Source organism: Corynebacterium sp. c25Ua_47 (assembly GCF_039907205.1).
Classification (GTDB): Bacteria; Actinomycetota; Actinomycetes; order Mycobacteriales; family Mycobacteriaceae; genus Corynebacterium; species Corynebacterium hiratae.
In genome coordinates this window covers 1-21,951 of record NZ_JASBOH010000020.1, presented here as the reverse complement: position 1 = coordinate 21,951, position 21,951 = coordinate 1, and the positions used below count along the sequence as shown (strand labels likewise).

Sequence of the window (21,951 nt, the reverse complement as noted above, 5' to 3'; positions counted from 1 at the left end):
TCAAGGGAGAAAAGGCTTGCAGCCAAAGGCCGGTGGTGGGCCGGCAGCGTGGGCGGCGGTGAGGAAGCCATCTACTTTGTCTCCTTCTTCATGACGGAAGTACAGTTCGATGAGTCCTAGAAGCCCCCCGAGGACGGCCTCTCGTGCGGCGGATGTATTCAACAGCCGCATGGCTGCGGGTTGGTTTCCTTCGCGGATGGCTTCAAACAGCGCGATGGTCTCAAGCCAGCTTCCTTGGTCCGGTCGCGGAAAAGGTTTAGAAATCCCAGTCATCATCACTCGTTTCTTCAGCAGTACCAATGACATAGGAGGAACCAGATCCAGAGAAGAAGTCATGGTTCTCATCTGCTCCGGGGGCTAGGGCGGCGAGGATTTCTGGGTTCACTTCCGTTTCTTCGGGCGGGAAATAATCCGGGTAGCCCAAATTCATGAGCGCCTTATTGGCGTTATAGCGAACGAACACGGCTACATCATCCATGAGTCCTAAAGGCTCATATAGCTCGCCGGAATAGTCCAGCTCTAGTGCATAAAGCTCTTCGAGCAAAGAAATGGTGAAATCATGCATTTCCTTCTGCCGTAGCGGGGTCGTGGATTCCAAACCGCGCTGATACTTGTAGCCCGAGTAGTAGCCGTGCACTGCCTTGTCACGCAGAATGAGGCGAATCATGTCTGCCGTATTTGTCAGGGTGGCGTGGACAGAAAAGTGCAAGGGAAGATAGAAACCCGCGTAGAGAAGCAATGAGGAAAGCAGCGTCGATGACACCTTGCGTTTGAGTGGATCCGGCCCAAAATAGTGCGCGAGCACTTTCTTGGCGCGTGCCTGGAGAAGGTCGTTATTCACCGCCCAGCGGTATGCTTCATCAATTTCCTTTGTACTGCTCAGGGTAGAAAACACTGAAGAGTATGAACGGGCATGGACTGACTGCATGAAGGCGATGTTGGTATACACGGCCTCCTCGTGTTCGGTGCGGGCATCTTGAATCTGACAGATTTCTCCTACAGTGGCCTGGACAGTATCCAGGGTGGTGAGTCCCGTGAACACCCGCATGGTGAGGTTGCGTTCCTCGGGCGTCATCTTCTGCCACGCCGGGAGATCGTTAGAAAGCGGGACCTTCTCTGGCAACCAAAAGTTGGCGGTGAGACGGTTCCACACTTCAAGATCCTTATCATCGCTCACCCGATTCCAATTGATGGCGCGGATGCGGGCTGAAGGATCATGCCGGTAGCTCGGCGGAGTAACTGAAATGCTGGTTAGTTCAGCACTATTCGATGTTGAAGACATAGCTTCTTTCTTTCTGAGGGGATGGTTGTGGACAAGGGGAGGACCGTGCTCCTACAAAGCACAGGAAACGCAGCCTTCGACCTCGGTTCCCTGGAGTGCAGGTTGGCGTAAACGGATGTAGTACAAGGTCTTGATTCCGGCTTTCCAGGCATAGATTTGTGCCTTGTTGATGTCCCGCGTAGTGGTGTCAGCGGTGAAGAACAAAGTCAGGGAAAGCCCTTGGTCCACGTGTTGGGTGGCCATAGCGTAGGTGTCGATGATTTTTTCGTACCCCACGGTGTAGGAGTCATCGAAATACTCCAAGTTGTCGTTGGTCATTTCCGGTGCGGGGTAGTACACGCGCCCCAAGCGGCCTTCCTTGCGTATTTCAATCTTGGAGGCAATCGGGTGTATGGACGCGGTGGAGTCATTGATGTAGGAAATTGATCCAGTGGGTGGAACTGCCTGCAAGTAGGCGTTGTAGATGCCGTCTTGCATCACTTGTTTCTTGAGCCGTAGCCAATCCTCGCGTTGAGGAATCTGCACGCCTGCTTCATGGAAGAGCTGTTTTACGTGTTCAGTGGCTGGCACCCAGTCTTTGTCGATGTATTTGTCAAAGTAGGCGCCAGTGGCATAGGTGGATTCTTCGAAGCCTGTGAATCGTTGACCTTTTTCAACCGCGAGTGCATGGGATGCGCGGAGCGCATGGTAGGTCACCGTGAGGAAATAGATATTTGTAAAGTCCAGTGCCTCGGCGCAGCCATAAGGAATACGCTTGGAAGCCAGGAAACCGTGGAGATTCATTTGGCCCAGACCAATGGCATGCATGGAGGCATTTCCGTGAGCGATGGAAGGAACAGCTTCGATATTCGTCAGGTCTGAAACCTTCGTGAGGGCACGTACTGCGGTTTCGACGGTCTCCCCAAAGTCCGGTGATTCAAAAGCCTTCGCAATGTTGAGCGAACCTAGATTGCAGGAAATATCCTGGCCGACGGTGGTGTAGTCACCCGAAGCTCCGTAGGTGGATGGCGTGTTGACCTGGAGGATTTCACTACACAGGTTGGACATATTGATATGTCCTTTGAGGGGATTAGCGCGGTTGACCGTATCCTCAAAGAGTATGTAGGGGTATCCGGATTCAAACTGAAGCTCAGCCAGCGTGGTGAAAAACTCGCGGGCCTTAATGGTCGTGTGAGAAATTCGCGGATTGGAAACCAGCTCGTCGTAATACTCGGTGATAGACATGTCAGACATGGCTACGCCGTACTCGCGAGCGATGTCATACGGGCTAAAAAGATGCATATCCTTGTTCTCTTTGGCCAGCTGGAAGGTTATATCTGGAATAACAACTCCCAGCGAAAGAGTCTTAATGCGGACTTTCTCATCGGCATTTTCCCGCTTGGTATCCAGGAAACGAAGAATATCTGGATGGTGCGCATGTAGGTAGACGGCTCCAGCGCCCTGTCGAGCGCCCAATTGGTTGGCATAGCTGAAGCTATCTTCCAGAATTTTCATGACTGGGACTACGCCGGAAGCTTGGTTCTCAATCTTTTTGATTGGGGCTCCGGATTCGCGCAGATTGCTCAGTAACAAGGCCACACCACCGCCGCGTTTTGAAAGCTGCAGTGCAGAGTTCACGCTGCGGCCAATGCTTTCCAAATTGTCTTCGATGCGAAGGAGGAAGCAGGAGACCATTTCGCCACGCTGGGCTTTTCCTGCGTTGAGAAAAGTAGGGGTGGCGGGCTGGAAGCGTCCGGTCATGATGTCATCCACCAGCTTCCCCGCAAGCTCTTCATCGCCCTGTGCAAGGTACAAAGCTGTGGTGGCGACGCGTTCTTCGTAGCCTTCCAGAAATCGCGAGCCATCAAAGGTTTTCAGTGCATATGAAGTAAAGAACTTAAATGCGCCGAGGAAGGTGCGGAACTGGTGTTTAGCTTGGTGTGCTCTGTCGTACATGGCGCACAGAAAGGCGTCATCATAAAGCTCAAGGAAATCCCGCTCGTAGTACTCGTTATCAACCAACCATTCCAAGCGTTGCTTGGTGGAATCGAACTGATGCATGCGGGGAGCGACATGGTGCGTGACATAGTCTTGTGCTGCCTGAATGTCCTTGTCAAACTGGATTTTTCCAAAAGCGTCGAACAAGTTCAGCTGCGCGTTGAGTGCGTGGTAGCTTTTGCGCTTGCCGACACCGCCGGCATTGTCTGCTGAAGCAGTGCGGGGCGTAGCGCCAATAGTCTGTGTGGGGGTGGCATCAAGAGGCCGCATTGTGTTGTCCAATCTGTGTGATGCGGATGTGTTCTTCATCTTGTGGGGGATTAATGGGGTGTCATCGTTAGCTGCTTTTGCTGCTCCCAAAATTTTTGAAGGCCCTGCTTTACGGCGGCAATGTCCTTCTGGGTGCCGAGAAGCTCGAAGTGATACAGCTCCGGTACGTGGCACTTGGCGGAAATGATGCGTCCGGCGACGCAGTAAGCACTTCCGAAGTTGGTATTCCCTGAGGTAATAACGCCCCGGATAAAGGAGCGGTTGATTGGGTCATTGAGGAAGTCGATGACCTGTTTGGGGACTGCGCGTTTGAGCGAGCCTCCGCCGTAGGTGGGAACGATGAGTACGTACGGGTGTGAAACCTGGATCATCCCGGTTTTCTTGGGGCGCAGCGGAATGCGCACCGCGGGTCTATCTAAGCGTTCGACGAATCTTTTTGTGTTTTCTGAAACGCTAGAAAAATACACCAAATCTGGTGAGTCTGACATAGCAATCCTGCTCATCCTGGCCTTAGCCATAAGTGGGATAGGTGATATTCGAAAAGACTAACTACGCAATGGCGTAGTTGCAACTACGGCCCAACGTAGTTTTGAAAAGGGCAGGTGAGAGTAGGATTAATGCAAAGGGGAAGGTCTAACGGCTGTGGTGTGCTACAAACACTGCGTCGGTAGCTGGGCGTCCAAGCACTACCCACTGAGTGCTGCCGGCCACCTGTATTTCGAGAGAATCTGAAAAGGGCGCTCCCTCGCGCGTGCTAAGAACAGCCCCTGTGACAATGCCGCGCTCTTCAAGGAACTTCAGCAGTTGTGGGTCGGAATCAGAAATGCGTTCCACGGTCACTTGCGGTTGTGCACCGCTGTCGGTGAGACGGTGCGCACTGGGGATTGTGATCTGTCCATCAACCGTAGGGATAGGATCGCCGTGCGGATCCCTAGTGGGGTAATTAAGGAACTTATCTACACGTTCTATGAGCATGTCGGACACCGCGTGTTCGAGATTTTCGGCTTCATTATGGACTTCGTCCCACGTGTAGTCCAATGCTTGAACCAAAAAAGACTCAAGCAATCGGTGGCGGCGCACCATGACCAATGCGTACTGCCTGCCAAGTTCGGTTAACTCCACAGAGCCATAGGGCGTGTGTGACACGAGCCCTTGCTTCGACATTTTGCGCACTGCATCGGAGACCGAGGAGAGCTTGAGTCCCAGCTGTTTCGCTATAAGTGTGGCGGTAACGGGCTCGGATGACCATTCTTTTAGCCCCCAGATAGCTTTCAAATAGTTCTGGGTACTGGTGGACAGCTCGGAAACAGACATGAGTAAATGTTAACCCAGCTTCCGTATGTGCCTTTGGCGCTGTGCCCCAACGCTTATAGCGAACAGAGGCCAAGTTTGAGAGGAATGCCGGTAAGGTGGGGCCAGTTAAAGCATTCTTCACTTCAAGGAGAACCACTAATGTCTGAGAATATTTCCATGGACTCATCCTCAACGGGTATGAACCTGGGTGATAGCGTCTATGAGCGCCTTTTGCGCGAGCGCATTATTTTCCTGGGAACCCAGGTGGATGATGAGATTGCCAACAAACTGTGCGCCCAGATCCTCCTGCTGTCCGCAGAGGACCCAACGCGCGATATTTCGCTTTACATCAACTCCCCGGGTGGCTCCGTCACCGCGGGCATGGCCATCTACGACACGATGAAGTACTCGCCGTGCGACGTGGCTACCTATGGCATGGGCCTGGCTGCCTCGATGGGCCAGTTCCTGCTGTCAGGCGGCACCAAGGGCAAGCGCTACGCGCTGCCGCACGCCCGCATTATGATGCACCAGCCTTCTGCCGGTGTTGGCGGTACTGCTGCAGACATTGCCATCCAGGCGGAGCAGTTCGCGCAGACCAAGCGTGAGATGGCGGAGCTCATCGCTGAGCACACGGGCCAGACCTTCGAGCAAATTACTAAGGATTCGGACCGCGACCGCTGGTTTACCGCCCAGCAGGCCAAGGAATACGGCATCGTCGACCACGTCATCGAGTCCGTCAACGGTCCTATCACCAACTAGGGAACAAGGAGTTTTATCACTATGTCTAACCTTCAGATGCCTTCTTCCCGCTACGTTCTGCCGGAGTTCATTGAGCAGAACGCACAGGGATCGAAGACCACCAACCCGTATTCCAAGCTTTTTGAAGAGCGCATCATCTTCCTGGGCACCCAAGTCGATGACACCTCTGCTAACGACATCATGGCGCAGCTGCTGGTCTTGGAGTCCCAGGACCCGGATCGCGATATCACGATGTACATCAACTCCCCGGGTGGCTCGTTTACCGCGTTGATGGCCATCTACGACACCATGCGCTACGTGCGTCCTGACGTGCAGACCGTGTGCCTGGGCCAGGCGGCATCCGCAGCGGCCGTTCTGTTGGCCGCCGGTGCTCCGGGCAAGCGCGCCGCTCTGCCGAACTCTCGTGTGCTGATTCACCAGCCGCGTACGCAGGGCACGCAGGGCCAGGTGTCGGACCTTGAGATCGAGGCCAACGAGATCGAGCGCATGCGCCGCCTCATGGAGGAGACCCTGGCTGAGCACACCGGCCGCACTGCGGAGCAGGTGCGCATCGATACCGACCGCGACAAGATCCTCACCGCGCAGGAAGCCGTCGAATACGGTCTTATCGATACCGTCTTTGATTACCGCAAGCTCAACGCATAGCTGAATAGACGAATTCAGCCCCGCTTTCGGATGTTTCCGGTAGCGGGGCTTGACGTCGTTATAAGGCTCTTAGCTCTCGTAGGGAGGCAGGATAGCCTCCGGGGACTCAGGCAGGATCTGGCCGCCGTCAATGATGAGGGTCTGTCCCGTTATGTAGCCTGCCTCGCGGGAGGCGAGGAAGGCCGCGGCGTTGCCGATATCGCGCGGGGAACCTAAGCGGTGCATGGGGACGGAGCGTGCCATTTGGTCGAGGTACTCCTGGCCTTGGCCCTCCAAACCCTCGGTGAGGATGTTGCCTGGCAGAACACCGTTGATGGTGATGCCATCACGGGCAACTTCCAGTGCCGCGGAGCGCATGAAGCCTTGTTGTGCGGCCTTCGAAGCGCCGTAGTGCGCCCAGCCTGGGTAACCGGTGTGCGAGCCGGTGATAGACGTCGTGATGACGATGCGCCCGTAGCCCGCTTTCTTCATATAGGGCAGTGCTTCCTGCACCACGGTGAACGTGCCGTGCGTGTTGATGGCGAACATGGCGTCCCATTGCTCGTCGGTCATGTCCTCGAGCGGGCAGTTGGGGAAGACACCGGCGTTGGAACAGACGATGTCGATGCGGCCATAGCGCTTGACGACGTCCCTGTAAAGGTTGCGGACGGAGTCGCGCGAGGTGACGTCGACAAGCAGGGCGTCCGCCCCGAGTTCTTCGGCGGCCTTCTGGGCGGCCTCGAGGTTGAGGTCAGCGATGACGACGGTCGCGCCGGCTTCGCGCAGAGCGCTGACGATACCGCGGCCGATTCCGGCGGCGCCGGTGACGATGGCGACGTGGTCCTGAAGATCAAACATGTGGTGCTCCTCAGCGGTTGGGTCTGTGTGCGCCCTCCAGCCTAGGCCGCCACGGTCTCGGGTGCTGTCTGCTTGGTGGTTGCCGTGTAGGCGCGCACGCCGATGAGGGAGACTGCTGCAAGTACTGCGGTGACACCAGCAAGGGTGTACAGGCCGGTGGGGGTCCAGCCGCTTTCGAGGAGGTAGCCCGCCAGGATGGGGGCGAGGGTAGCGCCCACGCGAGCGATGCCGATGGCAGCGCCCGTGCCGGTGGTGCGCAGCGCCGAAGGGTAAGCCTCCGGGGTGACGGTGTAGAGGCCGGAGATGCAGGCGTTGAGGGTAAGGCCTACGCCAACGCCGAGGGCAAACATGAGGGAAGGCACGGTGGTGGAGTTAATGAAGCCGATAAGGACGACGGAGGAGATAAGACAGAAGACGATGAGCAAGGGACGGGCGTCGATGCGCGTGGTAAATAGGCCGAAGAGAATGGCGCCGATGGCACCGCCGAAGGAGAGCATGATGCCCCCGATGATGCCCTGTTGCGCGGTAAGTCCCTCGGCGGTGAGCAACTTCGGGGTCCACTGCGAGGTGAAGTTGTAAGCAAACATGATGAAGCTAAAGGCCAGCCACAGCTTGATGGAGGTGCGCAGGAATTGCGGCGAGACGAGGTCCTTGTAGGAGGCCTTGTGGGCGGTGCGGGGGCGGACGCTGACCTCTCCCGTGAGGCCGAGTTTGGCAGCGATGGTACGGACAGAATCCATGCGGCCGCGCGCGGCGAGGAAGTCGGCGGACTCGGGGACGAAGGCAACAGTGAGGATAAGGGCGACAACGGTGAGTGCTGCCCCGACCCAGAAGATGGGCTGCCAGCTATCGAAGGAAGAGGCGACAACGCCGCAGAAGGAGGCACCGAGGCCATAGCCGGAGGCGTAGATGGCGACGGCCAGGCCGCGGAAGCGCAGGTTGGAATACTCGCTGACGAGGACGGTGACGCAGACAAGCACGCCGCCGACTCCGATGCCGGTGATGAGGCGGCACAGCAACAGCAGGCTAAATGTAGGCGCGAGGGCGGTGAGCACGAGGCCGACGAGGTCAATGACGAGCGAGACCGTAATGAGGGTGGTGCGCCCAAGGCGGTCAGCCAACGGGGCGAGAAAGAGCGAGCCAAGGCCGATACCGATGAGAGCGGAGGACAGGAGCCAGCCAAGGGAAGAATCGGACAGCGCGAACTCTTCGCTGACGGTGCCTGCGCCGAAGGCCATGGCCACCATGTCGTAGCCGTCGAGGGCATTGAGGAAGAGGGCAATGGCGATGATGAGCCACTGGCGCGCGCCCATGGGGGAGCGGTCGATGAGTTCGCGGATGTCCATGAAAATCTTTCTGCTGATAGAGCGGTTTCGATGTAAGTTAGTGAACCGCTCTGTCTATGTCTACTAACTGCCGTTTTAAATTCAGTGGCGCGCCGTCGCGTGCGGAATAGCGCTTGGGTCCAAGTGGTTTACTAGAGTGGAACAAACTGCGGTAAAATCGCCCCACCATAGCCCCAGAGAAAAGAGTTGAAAGGCCTTCATGGCACGTATGCAAGAAAGCGCTGACCTGCTCAAGTGTTCCTTCTGCGGAAAGAGCCAGAAGCAGGTGAAGAAGCTTATCGCCGGCGGCGGCGTCTACATTTGTGACGAGTGCATCGAGCTCTGCAACGAAATCATCGAGGAGGAGCTCGGCGCGGCTCAGGCCGAGGCGGACGAAGAGAAGGAAATGCGTCTTCCGCGTCCTTCGGAGATTTCGGCTTTTCTGGATAAGTACGTCATTGGTCAGGACCAGGCCAAGCGCGTGTTGTCGGTGGCTGTGTACAACCACTACAAGCGCATCAAGGCTGAGGAAGCCGCAGGCCTGGAGGGCCGTCGGAAGAAGGCGCAGGATGAAGAGGTGGAGATTGCCAAATCCAACATCCTGATGCTGGGCCCGACGGGCTCCGGAAAAACCTACCTGGCGCAGACCCTGGCGCGCCTGCTTGACGTCCCCTTTGCCATTGCGGATGCCACGAGCCTGACCGAGGCCGGCTACGTGGGCGAGGACGTGGAGAACATCCTGCTCAAGCTGCTGCAGGCTGCGGACTTTGATGTGGAGCGCGCGCAGCACGGCATCATCTATGTCGATGAGGTGGATAAGATCTCCCGCAAGTCGGAGAACCCTTCGATTACCCGCGATGTGTCCGGTGAGGGCGTGCAGCAGGCGCTGCTGAAGATCCTTGAAGGAACCGTGGCGGCGATTCCGCCGCAGGGCGGGCGCAAACACCCGAACCAGGAATTTATCCAGCTGGATACGACCAACATCCTCTTCATCGTGGCCGGCGCGTTCGCGGGCTTGGACAAGGTGATTTCGGAGCGCGTGGGTAAGAAGGGCGTGGGCTTCGGTGCCAAGCTGGAGACTAAGGATGAGAAGGAATCAGTCGACTTCTTCTCCCAGGTTCGCCCGGAGGACCTGGTGAAATTCGGCCTCATCCCTGAGTTCATCGGCCGCCTGCCGGTGGTTGCCACGGTGGATAACCTGGACCGCGAATCGCTAGTTAAGGTGCTCGTGGAGCCGAAGAACTCTCTGGTCAAGCAATACCAGCGCCTGTTCAGCATGGATGGTGCGGAGCTGCACTTCGACGACGCAGCGCTGGAAGCGATCGCTGAGCTCGCGCTCGAGCGCAAGACCGGTGCCCGCGGCCTGCGTGCCATCATGGAGGAGCTGCTCGTGCCCATCATGTATGACCTCCCAGACCGCGAGGACATCGCCAGCGTCCACATCACGAAGGACTGCGTGACTGACGGTGGCGAGCCGGAGTTCGTGTACTCGGATGAGGCGAAGGAATCCGCTTAAACCGGCTGTAGATTTATGGCTGGGTGGTGCTGGAAAGCGTCGCTCGGCCATTTTTGCGGCTCAAACCAGAGTGGATGAGAGGAATCGACCATGGAGCTACGTGACGAACAATCACTGCAGGTGGCCAAGCTTTACTATCGCGGAGGACTGAGCCAAAGCGAGGTGGCCGCTGAGATGGGGTTGTCCCGGCCAACCGTTGCCAAGCTCTTGCAACATGCCAAAACCCGCGGATACGTCACGGTCGAAATCCATGATCCCCGTGAGGACGGCGATGAACTAGGCCAACGCCTAATGGAGCGTTATGGGCTTGAGGATGTTCGTCTCGTCTTTAGCCCTCGTGGTGATGAAGACACGCTTACAGAGGGCTTGGGGCGCGTCGGGGCCAAGATGCTCCATGAACTTGTCCATGACGGTATGAGCGTGGGAATTTCCTGGGGGAATACCATGCACGCAGTGGCGCGGCATATGCAGCCAAAAAGCGTGGCTGGAGTCGAGATTGTACAGCTCAAAGGCGGACATTCGCACTCTATCCGCGTGACGAATGACATGGATACGCTCAAGCGCATTAGTGCGGCGTTTGGAGCCGAGACTCTAAGTCTGCCTCTGCCGGTTATTTTCGACTCTGCGGAAGCAAAAGAAATCGTCGAGAAAGATAGACACATTTCTTCAATTTTGAATGCAGGGCGCCACGCTGATCTTGCGGTTTTCACTGTGGGAGCTGTCTCACGCGATAGCCTGTTGATGAACCTTGGATACCTCAGTGAAGAGGAGATCCATGTGCTTGAACGCCAGGCCGTTGGTGATGCATGCTCGCGTTTTTACACGGCCGATGGGGAGGTGGCTTCGCCAGCTATAGATGCGCGCACTATCGGCATTTCACTTTCAGAACTAAAGGCGATTCCGCAACGCTTCATGGTGGCCGGTGGGCTTCAAAAGATGGCGGCCATCGATACCGCGCTGCGCATGAAGTTGGCGACGCATGTCGTCATCGACAAAGAAACAGCGAACCGATTGCTTCAGCTTTAGGAGAAAACAAACACAAGAGCCCCTCGTGCTGAGAGGCTCTCCTTGGTGCGGGTTAAAGAACCATGGGGGCGACGATGACGCCCACAATGGCAGCATTGAGCATGTTGGTCAAGAAGCCGCCGAACAGGGCCTTAGGCCCGAGTTTCGCAATCTCGCCGCGGCGCTCCGGTACGAGGCCGCCGATCGCTCCAATTTGAATACCGATGGAGGAGATGTTGGCAAAGCCCGCCAGAGCAAAGGAAGAGAGCATGATGGCTTTATCACTGAGCTGGTCGATGCTTTCACCAAAGGCGGTGTAACCAACGAATTCATTGAGGATTGTCTTTTGGCCAATGAAGTTGCCAACCTGCATAACGTCATCCCACGGAACACCGATGAGCCATGCCACCGGAGCGAAGAGGAGACCAAAGAGGCCTTCAAGAGACCAATTGTCTTGACCGAAGATGGAACCTACGCCGCCGAGGATGGCGGAGAGCATCGCGATCATAGCGATAAAGGCAATGAGGAGGCAGGCCACTGAAATGGCAATCTTGCCACCGGCCATGGCACCGCTACTGATGGCATCGATGATGTTCTTGGAATCGTTATCGCGCACGTCCTTGACCGTGGCATCTAGATTAGATTCCTCGGTCTCCGGCATGAGGCCCTTGGCGATAAGAAGGGAACCTGGAGCGTTCATCAAGGATGCGGCCAGAAGATACTCCAACGGTGCGCCCAATAGGGAATAACCAATGAGCGTGGAGCCGGCGACCGAGGCGACCGAGGCGAAGCCGCCGACCATACAGGTGTAGAGCTCCGAACGAGTGAGCTTGGGCAGGTACGGCTTGATGACGAGAGGGGCCTCCGACTGGCCGAGGAAAACAACTGTCGTGGCCCAGACAGACTCCACCTTGGATGTGCCCATAAGCCATTTAATGCCCGAACCGACATACTCGACGAAGTACTGGATAACCCGGAGATGGGGTTGCCCGCAAATCGTGGACACGTAGTGGAGCTACCTAGTGGTTAGGCAGCTATTTCTTTTCTGCTGTTGATTGCGCCGGCGTGGTTCTCGAAGTCGACGGGGCTGACCATTCCGAGTGCAGAGTGCCGGCGCCGACGGTTGTAGACGACTTCCATCCAGTAGGCAACAGCCTTGCGTGCAGCATCACGGGTAGGCCATCGCTGCCGGTCGTAGAATTCAGTCTTTAGCGTCGACCAGAACGACTCAGCCATCGCGTTATCGAAGCACACACCAGTACGCCCCACAGACTGAGCAATGCCCAGTCTGCGGCACACCTGCCAGAGCTTCTCACTGGTAAATTGCGTTCCACGGTCAGCGTGAAACACCAGCCCATCAGGAACGTCACCGCGCAGTGTATGCGCCATCCGCAGGGCCCGTTCAACCAAACTTGTGTCTTGAACACTATCCATAGCCCAGCCCAGCACTCTGCGGGAATGACCATCGCGGACCGCGCACAAGTACAACCAGCCCTCACCGGTGCGCAAGTAGGTAATATCTGACATCCACACTCGGTTGAGCTGACCTGTATCAAACATGCGCTTGACCAGGTCAGGAAGAGTTGACTTACGCTTGGCTTGAATCGTTGTCACCGGGACAAAGGCACGCGGTGAAATCCCTTCAATGCCCATCATGCGCATCCGCTTCGCCACAGTCTTCCGGTTGAGCGAAATGCGGTAGCGCTCGGTAAGTTCTGCGGTGATCCGCGGAGCACCATAAACCTCATCAGAGTCTTTCCAAATCTGATGAATCTTACGGTCAACATCATCGTAAAATGCTGACCGATCATCTTTTCCGGATAGTCGTTTCTGCTGCACATGGGCCCATTTGTAGTATCCAGACCGAGACACTTTTAATAGTCGTGCCATGCGCTTGATGCTGTAGTTCGCCTTGCTCTGGCCGCATCAATTCGAACTTTTCTGCTCGCGTTGCTTCGCAGCGAAGAAGGCCGTCGCTTTTGACAAAAACTCATTATCCATCTTCGCTTCAGCCAGCTCCCGGCGCAGACGAGCATTCTCAGCACGAAGATCAGCTTCACTCATCCCATCCGAGGCTCCTCGGCGTTCACGCTCGAGTTTGACCCATCGGCCTAAAAGCCCGGCGGAAACACCGATTTCCTTAGCCACATGAGCAATCGGCCGATCTGACTCGATTACCAGGTTCGCGGCCTCACGCCGGTACTCCGGCGTGTACTTCTTGCGCTGTTGACTCACAATGAACATCCTCTCTTACGGACACAAGATCCGTACAAATAGGGTGTCCACTAAACGAGGGTAACCTCAGAGATAGTAGAGCGCAGCAATGATCGCGCCCAAGAAGATGACAACCGGAAGAACATTGAGGGCGAAAATGAAGTCTTCCCCAAGCAAGCCACCGAATACAAACGACGTTCCTTCGTTCGTGAAATCAGTGAGTGTGGTTAGGCTGTGGGAGACCGCTTCGAGAGCTTTGAAGCCGGGCTCCCATGCCAGCACTAGGTAGCAGAAGACAATCTGAAAGGCGAGGCGGTTTCAAGTGGTGGATGCATCACTTGAATAGTTCTTGTATCTTCTCTTCTGGTTTATACCAGTTGAGGACTTTTCTAGGGCGTCCGTTGAGAAGGTCTTGAATGTGTTGGATGTCCTTGTCGGTCGGGTACTAACGTCGCCTCCTTTGGGCAGGAAGTCTCTGACTAGCCCGTTGGTGTTTTCGTTGGTAGGATGTTGCCACGGCGAGTGTGGATCACAGAAGAGAAGTAGACTGCTAGTCCACGTGCGATGCTCAGCCTGTTTACTTGGGCTAGTTCTACGCCTTGGCCCCAGGTCAGAGTTTTAGTGATGTTGTGTATTTTGTCGGTAAACATCTCGATTAACTTATCGACAGTCGTGGCGGAATCATGAACATCTACTTTCCGGGGTCAGGCCCGTACCCACACACAAACCATCAGACACTCTCAAATGAACTGGACCGAATTCCTAGACCACTCCAAGCCCAAGTGGGGCTCTGTCAGCACAAAGCCAGGTAGTGATCGAAAGATTACCGTCTACAAGTCCCCAACCAGAGGACAGCTCCCATCAACTACCCACACGACGAAAACCGGAGGACACGTCACCCTTTCAAGTCTGTGACCTCCGGTCGTCGCAGTCCGGGAACCGTTCGATACGAAGTCAAGTGGCGGTCGAGTCGCAACTTCTTGCGATGCCTGCCTGCAAAGCGGAATAAGTCTCAAATGCCCACGATTAATTCCCGGTTAATTCTTTGTAAACACTGATCCTCATTCATTGACCGGCAGTCTTGGCATAAATAGTCTGACCGATACAACCTAGCTCAGGAAAGGAGGCGACATGAACATCCGTACACTGCAGGCCATGGTCGACGAAACCGACCTTGCAATGAAGAGTGAGGAACGGAAGGAGAGCACCTTCAGCCAGAATCACTGCGGCGACAACGACGTCAGCACCATCACTTGGTCTTACTGTGGAAACTAGCGCCTAGTAAAGCAATGTATCCGATTATACTGGCGGGAGGGGGCCTCTCCCGCCAGTCTACTTTAGTGGGTAGCTCATGATTATGGAAATCGCCAGACGCTTTCGCCGTTGGGGAGTTACGAGCCAGATTATTTGGTGTCTTGCGTTTTCAAGCGCCTTCGCAGGATTCTCTATAGTACAGCCCGCCCTACTAGCGAAGCTAATTGACGGCTCTAACAACGTTGGGGAGAGTCTCGAAGAGCAAGCACTAGCCCTATTACTGGTAGTAGTTCTTGCAACCACTTTCAATGCGCTATTGATTCGACAAGAAGGGCGCTTGATTGCCAAAATAAGAGGATCTCTTCAAAAAGACCTAATCTCAACGGTCGACGCAAACCAGTTTGAGCTGAACCACGGGAGAGGACTACAAGTTGTCGTTGGCGATACTGATACAGTTGCACACTACATCGTAGGACTGCTAAGCAAGATACTTCCTGGGGCGGGAATGTTCATTTTCGCCTTCATAGCCCTTTTGCGTATTGATACAATATTGACGCTCTTAGTGCTAGCGATGGGAGTTTCCCTTTCAGCATTGAGTGTGCCATTTCTAAAACGCATGGCTCGGGCGGAACAGGCAAACCTCCGCTCTCGAGATGAACTAAGCGACACCCTATTGACATACTTCTCGGTCGCCAAGGTAGCAACACTGAATGGGCGTCTTGAACACCTAAAAAAAATCGTAACAAACAGTTTTGATAATTTACAGCAAGCAACCTACCGGTCAGCCACTATACAAGCTCAGTTTGCACCATTTAATGGTTCTATAGTACCCATCCTGGCCGTCACAACTTTGGGCGTAGCGTCATGGCGAGTGCGGGTAGGAGCCATGGATCCTTCGGAACTCATCGAGTTTCTAATGTACATGTTCATATTAATGGCACCACTGCTTCGGGCTTTATCTTTGGCCAGCCAACGGGCAAAGGCACACACTGCGTGGCGTGAAATTTCCACTCTAAATGATATTGAGAATCCTCGAAAGGCCCTGCCGGAACGAGTCTTAAAAGTCCTGGATAGAAACCAGCAAAAGCTGCTGGATTCAACTGGCATCACCATAATTTTGGGTCCTAGCGGCATCGGTAAGACTACGCTCCTGCACGACGTTGCAGCCACGGTCGGGCCCACCGACACTGCCTTTGTAAGTCAAGAACCGAAGCTACTTCCACATACTCTTGAAGATACCTTACAGCTATATGGAAGTGGACCAGACTCCGAGCGATTCATGAACAACTTGAGTTGTCTGCGAATGCCCGATTGCACGTTGACGACCACTATCGCCCGCATGTCCGGAGGCGAGAGACAAAGAGTGGCTATTGCTGCTGCGCTCTCATCTAACAAAGAAACGCTAATCCTGGATGAACCAACTTCTTCTCTTGGCACGGACGATCAACGAGATCTCGCAAAGCTACTACGCAACCACGTCAACAATGGTGCGAGGGTAATACTGTCCACGCACAACTCCGACTTCGTTGAATTTATGCTGCCGGCTAACGTATTGGAGCTTGAGGAAAATGTTTAACTTCGAAGGAGCTCTCCTTCGCTCGCGAAGATTTTACGCACTCCCAACTCTGGAGGACACCACAGAGGATTTCTTGACGGGAGAGCTCGATGGTTATGTACTCCGACGGGGCGAATATTGGACCAGCTATCGGCTAATCGGTTCCGATATTTCCCCTCAAGGCTGGAAGATACATATCTCATCAAGTCCGACCGACCTTGATGAAGTCGTAACTCAAACATTAGCGGTTATTGATGAGTATCGGTTGCACTTCAAGATAGTCAATACACGGGACTCATACTTTCTTGCAAACAGTAAAAATGCTAATCGCACATCGGCAGGGAAGCTGATAACTATTTACCCCGACAAAGCATCCTTTGAAAAAGTAGTAATCGCCCTTGCCTCTAGGCTTAAACCATTTGACGGGCCTGAAATTCTAACCGACCTGTCCGGTCCCGTTCCCTGCATCCACTTCAGGTATGGAGCTTTCGTCCCAATGGTCAATGCCGACGGAGAGTACTGCTTATTGAATGACGATGGAGACCTCGTTCCTGACCGCCGCGAGGTCTTGGACCCAGTGCAAAGTCCCGAGACAGACTTAAAGATCGTGCATGAGGCTGTTGCCCGTCTGCAAAGCGGGAGGACTCTCGATGTTTCAAATGTCACTCTCGTAAAGCAGTCGAACGCCGGCGGAATATACCGCTGCACTTTTGATGGAAAGAAAGCGTTCTTGAAGCTTGGCCGGAAATTTGCAGGTTTTGATCAAGACTTGAACGACGGAGCCTTTCGAGTCAAGAACGAGCACACACAACTAAGCAGACTTATAAGCTCTGGTGCGACTCCAAGAGTTCTTGCTTTAACCGAGTTAGCCACTGATGTCGCGCTAATAACAGAAGATTTAGAATGCCTAGATCTTCATCAGTTTAAGAAAGCGAAATTTCCACTATATGCGAGAAATGGCGACGATTGGGTTCCTTATCTTCGCGAAGTGCTGAAAGTTGCAACTCGGCTGGAAAAGCGCATAAAGCTGTTACATTACAGTGAGGTATACCATCGCGACCTCCACGGTCGTAATGTTCTAACTGATGGCGAAGAAGTGTATTTCGTAGACTTTGAGGAGGCTACAAATTCTTCGGACGACGTTCCCGGAAGCTCTAAAGCACAAGGCTACGCCAATTTCAACGTAAACGATGCGGAAGAATCCGACTGGTTCGCCTTTAGACAAATTATTCAGGAACTGACCTTCGGGAATACACGAGTAAATCAATTCAACGAGGCCGGCTGGGATCGCAGATGGGATGACCCCTATGAAAGTATGCTGAATGATCACAGAGTATCCACGCTGTTGAAACAGCTAAGGAAGCTCGCCGCTGTTGATGGTCGTCTGAGAAACCCCCTACTAGACCCTTCCTTCTCGGACTCAAAAAAACCTACGATTACAGCAAGAACAATGAGGCAGAAGATCAGTCATGATGCCGAGCTTTGCATCCGCGAAACTGGCAGCATCTCAGTCTCACCTGATCGCCTTGAAAATGGCGCAGGGTATTGCCTGGAATTTGCGTATCTCAAGACAGCTCTACAAGCCGACTGGGATTTAGCTCGAGTCGTACCTAATTTTTTGCAGCACAGTCAATCATCCTACGGTGTTGGGCTTCCTGACATCATAGACCGACTGGAAGAGCAGTACCAGTCCATCGAGGCCCCAGCTGCAAGCATCTCACGATCCGAAGTACTGCAGCTCCTGTTGATTGCACGATTCTCGAGCCAAGTTTGTGCATACCAAGGAGTAGTACGTAAGTGGATTCTTCGTATTGCAAAGCAAGCACGGAGTTTACACTTCGAAAAGCCCTTGCATGAGAACTCTAACCGGCCGAACGACCAGCGTACAGGCCTGCTGTATGGGCCTCTGGGATTGGCATGGATTTTGTCTCTCTGGTTGGAAGAAATGCATGAATCCGATGTTGCACTAGCAAAAGAAGCCATTACCTACTTAGTTGAACAGGAATTGACGAACTACGACTCCAATAGTGAAGGAGCTCTATTCGCCGTCCAGGGTAACCGCCTACTTCCGTACCTCAGCACAGGGAGCGCCGGATTCGGTCTACTCTTGCCAATGATAAAGAAGACTCTAGGCGGCGATTGGCTGCGCCCAGAGGCAGAACGTCTGCTGAACGCTGTGGACACTGAATTCAGCATTTGTAGTGGCCTCGCGAACGGGATGATGGGGCTCATAGTGGGAACCGCTGGAATTAGCAGCTACCTGGATCGTCCATATTCAGTACCTGCCCTCTACAGGCGGGTGCGCAGATTACTACCGATGGATAGCGCGGGAGACCTTTTCTTAGACGATTCTTCCCTTCGCTATGTTTTTGATGTATCAGAAGGCGCAGGAGGGTTCATACTTTTGCCTGGACTTCTCAGGATTGTTTCAATGGAGGCGCTCGATGATTTTGAATTATGATCAAAAGACAGGAAGCTTTCATGCAGCCACTCATACTTCGGGCTCGCCTGATATTGCAGTCCTAGATTCATTTTGTGCAGTCACGAACATAATTGAGCTCGTTGAGTTCAGAGTCCTTCTGTGCATCTATGATCCAACTGGCCACGAAAGATGGTACTTGCGTGTGTTGTTTGCAGATGCTCCAACTCGAGCCGAGACTCTCCCTGTAGCGGAGCCAGTACTCCTAGTGGATCGTAACAAGCCTGAAATCTTTATAAAAGTTTGGAGGTCGGGACATATTGAGTCTTTGCGGTGCAGGTTTGTGCATGGCGAACTTGAGTGGGAATTTTGCTCTCCGGATGCAAACGCAGAGTATCGCGTAATTTCTGAAACCTGGCCATTTAGAAAACTCCCACCGGAAGTATTGGAATCTGGAGCTTCAATTCATTACATTTCAGAAAATTTCTCCGCGACTGATGCTCAATCGCTATTGCAACAATCTATCAGGGCTACAGATGAGGTGTCCTCCGACTTTCTTCAACGGCTATCGTGCGACATCCAACAGTATTGGAGGTCATCACTTTCTTGGCCAGTCTTTGATTTAGCACACTCATCTAGCATCTGTGATGTTGAGATTTCCACAGCAGATTCTGTCAACAATGATTGTGACACGTACTTAGTGCACTCGTATGGGGTTTATGGCCAACGAGTTGCAGACGCCACAACTACGTTTGAAGGCTCGAATCTACTTAGGGTTCGGGAGCTGCTTTTGCCTCAGCCACGAGACTGTCTCGCAGACTATGCCGATGATTTGAGCTGCATTTCAAAACATTTTGCGACCAAAGGTCGGGTGGTTGCTAGCACCGTCTCTGCTGGTTCGGTGCCCCTTACTCTGTCGATCGCTAAGGAGCGAACCGCCTATTCGGGCCTGATATTTGATCGATGCATCTCAGCAAAGGGTTCCTCATATTTGTCAGACCTTGATAATCAACATATTTTACAAAGGTTGCCATTCTCTTCCCGACGTTTGCTCAGAAAAGGCTTCGAAGTCGCTCAAAAAGACCTACCAATCTTGTCATTTTCATCTATGTACGATTCACGTATTAGTAACAGGGACCAGCTCCGCTTCGGCTTGAATCTGCGCGAAGACCTTATCCAACTACATGTTTCCGGGGGACATGCCAATACGCCATGGGATGTTGATCGGTTAAAGAGAATCATTGGCATGGCATTCTTGATAAATTTTCTTCCTACAGTGAAGGACCGGTAGATGTTTGAGGTTATTGACGCTGGATTTCAATTCACGGTGCAGAACAGGAAGGATTGGCTATTCCGGAATGTGAACTTCTCGATTGCGAATGGCGAAGTGGTAGCCCTCATGGGGCCGTCTGGGTCAGGCAAGACCACTCTGCTTAATGGACTCGCTGGTATTGGGCGGTTATCCGAAGGTAAGAGCGTGCTTGATGGAATCCAGATATCGGGCCTGCCAAAACGAAAGGTGCGCAAACATCTAAGGGATTCTGTATCAATAGTTTTCCAAGACCACCTATTGATTCCGGGATTAAACCTGCTTGAGAACGCGGAGTTGTCTTGGGCCTTGTCGGGTAAGCCGAAGGGGATCTCCCCCAAAACAGTTTTAGACAGCTTGGCTATTGGAACAGAAAGGAACTCTCTGCCTGAAGAAGTCTCAGGTGGACAAGCACAGCGGGCAGCAATCGCGCGGGCCTTGGCTAGTGGCCCAAAGTTGTTATTCGCCGATGAGCCGACAGGGAGCTTGGACGAAAAGAACGCACATCGGGCTTTTGGTGAAATCAAAAACTGGTGCGGTTCACAGGGGGGACACGGTCTAATCGTTACCCATGATCCGGTCATTGCAAAGCTATGTGATCGTATTGTTCGTTTGGACGGCGGGACAATCAATGGATAATCCCAATCGCGATCAAGCAATCTCGCTTAAAGTTACAAAATCGTATTTTCGAGCGTCGTTAGGTCCCAACGTTGCAGCTGCGGTAGCTATCGGTTTTTCAATCGGCGTACTTGCAGCTGTTCTTAATACCCGAGCCGCGACTGAAGGTACAGCAGTGGGTGAGGCTGTCACGGTGAATGTAGCGACAAATGTTGCTATCTCTTGGACGATTGCCTCGATTTTCTGCATTCCGCAGATAGTGAATAGAGCGTTTACCAAACTTGACTATTTCATCGGTTGTCTACAAATTGTGGGATGGCCGGCTCGACGGTACCTTGTCATGCTCATCGCACAGCTCCTATTCATCGAAGTCTTGGCTATCTTACTTTCTTATCCTGTAGCTGTACTCTTTCAGCGGTTAGTGATGCTGATTTCCCGTCGGGACTCTGACGATTTGTTGTACCCTGGTCAGTTTTTTGAGCCGATATCGCTGAATTCAATTTTGATGGCTACGCTCATAATCACTGTTAGCGTTTTCATTGTCGGCATTATCACGTTCATTGGTTACGCTTTGAAGCAGAAGACTCAGGCATCGGGAGCGAAGCCTGTACGTGTTTCAATTGACGGGCTCAATAGGCTGCGGTGGGGAGACTTGGCCGCTGTACTGCCCGTCGTCTTTCTTGTAATAGCGGTCCAGGCTGGTGCTCAAGCAGGACTTTTTGTCATTCTAGCTATGGTATCTGCCTTGTTTTGGCTATGTAGTCGCTTTATTCTGCACATCGTCAGAGCGATAGAGAAAGGTACTACCCGATTGGCTGGTGTCACTCCCGGGATAGCTGTACTGGGCGCATTCTCTGCAGAGCTTCATAATATGACGAAGTCTATCGTCTTGCCGTTGTCCTACGTGCTGGGCATTCCAGCTATTGTCCTTTCAGTTTCACACACAGAGGCTGACGCATTAAATCAAGTGGGTGGGGGAATCCAGAATTGGGATTTTCTTGTAATGCTTGGTTTGCCCCTGTTCTTTGTAGGAATATTGTCGGTCACATCATTTCTAATGGCTGTAGATCAGGTCACGATTACAACTGACCGACTTAATAAAATTGGGTTTCCTGTCTCGGTGATCTATCTTGTCAGATTCGCAGGTTTACCATTTCTGTTTATGTGTGTCAGCCTTGGGATTGCAGCTATATTCGCACTGGTCAGCTCGATCATTCATGTGATAGTTCTTGGTTCGTCGATAAAATTTGCAATCGCCGGGCTGTCAATGATGGTCTCGCTATTATTAGCCGGGGCACTCTATTTATCTTTCATCCTGTTCGGGCTCTTCTACTCCCTTTGGAAGTACCTTCACCACAAGTACATCGCTGACCACCGTTCGAGGAACTAAGTGAAGCATGTTTCTCTTCGGCTGGTCGTCTGCAAGTGGCTAGAGAATGCAACCACTTCTTCATTCAGCCGCTGCATCAGACACTCACTTCTTCCGATGACTTTGCGTGTTACCGGACCAACTTTGCTGGCTTCGCGATATAAGTAGTCGCTTGTCCACAGTCCACGATTGGAGTCCATTCCAGATGGAATGTGCTCGTAGCCAGTGACATAGGCCCCACGCTTATGCGAAACCCGGTGGGTTGACACGGTTGCCCGGTCAAAGAGGCTCTTCCGGTTTTGGG

At 53.4% G+C, this 21,951-nt stretch carries 16 protein-coding genes and 4 pseudogenes; 9 read left to right on the top strand and 11 right to left on the bottom strand.

Features of this window, described 5'->3' with window-relative positions; translation table 11 throughout:
- From QKE52_RS12955 to QKE52_RS12935, 5 genes are all read right to left on the bottom strand, one after another.
- On the bottom strand, positions 1-273 hold the full coding sequence (locus QKE52_RS12955) for a hypothetical protein (protein WP_034655492.1): 273 nt from the start codon (positions 271-273) through the stop codon (positions 1-3).
- Positions 257-1,282: a class 1b ribonucleoside-diphosphate reductase subunit beta gene (nrdF, locus tag QKE52_RS12950; protein WP_023020918.1), complete on the bottom strand. Its 1,026-nt coding sequence runs from the start codon at positions 1,280-1,282 to the stop codon at positions 257-259. Before nrdF ends, QKE52_RS12955 begins: the two co-directional genes overlap by 17 nt.
- Before the next feature lie 51 nt (positions 1,283-1,333).
- Complete coding sequence (gene nrdE / locus QKE52_RS12945) at positions 1,334-3,529, bottom strand: class 1b ribonucleoside-diphosphate reductase subunit alpha (protein WP_158381758.1); 2,196 nt, start codon at positions 3,527-3,529, stop codon at positions 1,334-1,336.
- Between the two features lie 50 nt (positions 3,530-3,579).
- Positions 3,580-4,047, bottom strand: coding sequence for a class Ib ribonucleoside-diphosphate reductase assembly flavoprotein NrdI (nrdI, locus tag QKE52_RS12940; protein WP_005324049.1), 468 nt, complete (start codon positions 4,045-4,047; stop codon positions 3,580-3,582).
- A gap of 115 nt (positions 4,048-4,162) precedes the next feature.
- A complete protein-coding gene (locus tag QKE52_RS12935; RefSeq protein ID WP_010190918.1) occupies positions 4,163-4,843 on the bottom strand; it encodes a metal-dependent transcriptional regulator in 681 nt (226 codons plus the stop codon).
- 138 nt (positions 4,844-4,981) lie between these two features.
- Here QKE52_RS12935 and QKE52_RS12930 point away from each other — a divergent pair, with 138 nt between their 5' ends.
- Complete coding sequence (locus QKE52_RS12930; RefSeq protein WP_070517922.1) at positions 4,982-5,581, top strand: ATP-dependent Clp protease proteolytic subunit; 600 nt, start codon at positions 4,982-4,984, stop codon at positions 5,579-5,581.
- Positions 5,582-5,602: 21 nt separating this feature from the next.
- Positions 5,603-6,226 carry an ATP-dependent Clp protease proteolytic subunit gene (locus QKE52_RS12925; protein ID WP_070447792.1) on the top strand — a complete coding sequence of 208 codons (624 nt, stop codon included), beginning with the start codon at positions 5,603-5,605 and terminating at the stop codon, positions 6,224-6,226.
- A gap of 69 nt (positions 6,227-6,295) precedes the next feature.
- Here the strand turns inward: QKE52_RS12925 and fabG are convergent, their stop codons facing one another.
- Both fabG and QKE52_RS12915 read right to left on the bottom strand, forming a co-directional pair.
- Positions 6,296-7,063, bottom strand: a complete 768-nt coding sequence (gene fabG, locus QKE52_RS12920) for a 3-oxoacyl-ACP reductase FabG (protein WP_347948975.1) — start codon at positions 7,061-7,063, stop codon at positions 6,296-6,298.
- 41 nt (positions 7,064-7,104) lie between these two features.
- Positions 7,105-8,409 (bottom strand): MFS transporter, encoded by a 1,305-nt coding sequence (locus tag QKE52_RS12915; RefSeq protein WP_347948974.1) that lies wholly within the window; start codon positions 8,407-8,409, stop codon positions 7,105-7,107.
- A gap of 199 nt (positions 8,410-8,608) precedes the next feature.
- Between QKE52_RS12915 and clpX the strand changes: the two genes are divergently transcribed.
- On the top strand, positions 8,609-9,904 hold the full coding sequence (gene clpX / locus QKE52_RS12910; RefSeq protein WP_049154336.1) for an ATP-dependent Clp protease ATP-binding subunit ClpX: 1,296 nt from the start codon (positions 8,609-8,611) through the stop codon (positions 9,902-9,904).
- Between the two features lie 90 nt (positions 9,905-9,994).
- The gene (locus tag QKE52_RS12905) at positions 9,995-10,930 is read left to right on the top strand and encodes a sugar-binding transcriptional regulator (protein WP_049154338.1); all 936 of its coding nucleotides are present in this window, start codon (positions 9,995-9,997) and stop codon (positions 10,928-10,930) included.
- 52 nt (positions 10,931-10,982) lie between these two features.
- On the opposite strand, the pseudogene QKE52_RS12900 reads toward QKE52_RS12905, so the two are convergent.
- The 3 pseudogenes from QKE52_RS12900 to QKE52_RS12890 all read right to left on the bottom strand — a co-directional run.
- Positions 10,983-11,891: pseudogene (locus QKE52_RS12900) on the bottom strand (nucleoside transporter C-terminal domain-containing protein); the annotation flags it as partial.
- Between the two features lie 44 nt (positions 11,892-11,935).
- A pseudogene (locus tag QKE52_RS12895) lies at positions 11,936-13,153 on the bottom strand (IS3 family transposase).
- Between the two features lie 60 nt (positions 13,154-13,213).
- Positions 13,214-13,432, bottom strand: a pseudogene (locus QKE52_RS12890) (Na+ dependent nucleoside transporter N-terminal domain-containing protein); the annotation flags it as partial.
- An 822-nt stretch (positions 13,433-14,254) separates the two neighbouring features.
- Here QKE52_RS12890 and QKE52_RS12885 point away from each other — a divergent pair.
- From QKE52_RS12885 to QKE52_RS12865, 5 genes are all read left to right on the top strand, one after another.
- Entirely contained in the window at positions 14,255-14,398 is a 144-nt protein-coding gene (locus QKE52_RS12885; RefSeq protein ID WP_158010520.1) for a hypothetical protein, read from the top strand.
- A 76-nt stretch (positions 14,399-14,474) separates the two neighbouring features.
- The gene (locus QKE52_RS12880; protein WP_049157201.1) at positions 14,475-15,953 is read left to right on the top strand and encodes an ABC transporter ATP-binding protein; all 1,479 of its coding nucleotides are present in this window, start codon (positions 14,475-14,477) and stop codon (positions 15,951-15,953) included.
- Positions 15,946-18,393 carry a hypothetical protein gene (locus tag QKE52_RS12875; protein ID WP_347948973.1) on the top strand — a complete coding sequence of 816 codons (2,448 nt, stop codon included), beginning with the start codon at positions 15,946-15,948 and terminating at the stop codon, positions 18,391-18,393. Before QKE52_RS12880 ends, QKE52_RS12875 begins: the two co-directional genes overlap by 8 nt.
- A gap of 1,249 nt (positions 18,394-19,642) precedes the next feature.
- Entirely contained in the window at positions 19,643-20,299 is a 657-nt protein-coding gene (locus tag QKE52_RS12870) for an ATP-binding cassette domain-containing protein (protein ID WP_049157198.1), read from the top strand.
- Positions 20,292-21,668 (top strand): hypothetical protein, encoded by a 1,377-nt coding sequence (locus QKE52_RS12865; RefSeq protein WP_141756298.1) that lies wholly within the window; start codon positions 20,292-20,294, stop codon positions 21,666-21,668. The genes QKE52_RS12870 and QKE52_RS12865 overlap by 8 nt, the downstream gene beginning before the upstream one ends.
- Here QKE52_RS12865 and QKE52_RS12860 read toward each other — a convergent pair.
- Positions 21,665-21,951 (bottom strand): annotated as a pseudogene (locus tag QKE52_RS12860) (hypothetical protein); the annotation flags it as partial. The gene QKE52_RS12865 and the pseudogene QKE52_RS12860 overlap by 4 nt on opposite strands.